The organism is Acuticoccus kandeliae (assembly GCF_003073115.1).
Genome location: NZ_QBBV01000045.1, coordinates 1 through 471, shown reverse-complemented (window position 1 = coordinate 471; position 471 = coordinate 1). Strand labels below are relative to the sequence as shown.

Sequence of the window (471 nt, the reverse complement as noted above, 5' to 3'; positions counted from 1 at the left end):
CCGCCGGCACCGGTGCGGTCCCGCCGGGCGCGCCGCCGGCCGGGCGGTCCAGCTCGGCGAACACCTGCCGGGCCGCGGCGACGCCCTCCATGCTGGCGTGGAACCGGGCACCGACCTCGCGCAGCGGCAGGTAGGCCTCCGGGGCCAGGACCAGCACGAACAGCGCGGTGGCGTAGTCGAGGTTCCCGTAGAGGAGCCGCAGCCCGACCTCGACCGCGACCAGGGCGACGGCGAGCGTCGCGAGGACCTCCAGCACGAACGCGGACAGGAACGCGACCCGCAGGGTGCCGGTCATGGCGTGCCGGTGGGCGTCGGTCGTCTCCCGGACCTTGCCTGCGACGACCTGCGCACGGCGGAACAGCGCGAGCGTCGGCAGTCCCTGCACGACGTCGAGGAAGTGCCCGCCGAGACGGGACAGCAGCCGCCACTGGCGGTCGGTGCGGGCCCGGGTGTGCATCCCGACCAGGGCCA

Annotated in this window: 1 pseudogene; it reads right to left on the bottom strand. The window is 75.6% G+C overall.

The window, feature by feature from the left end:
* A pseudogene (locus tag DBV35_RS29220) lies at nt 1-471 on the bottom strand (thiol reductant ABC exporter subunit CydD); the annotation flags it as partial.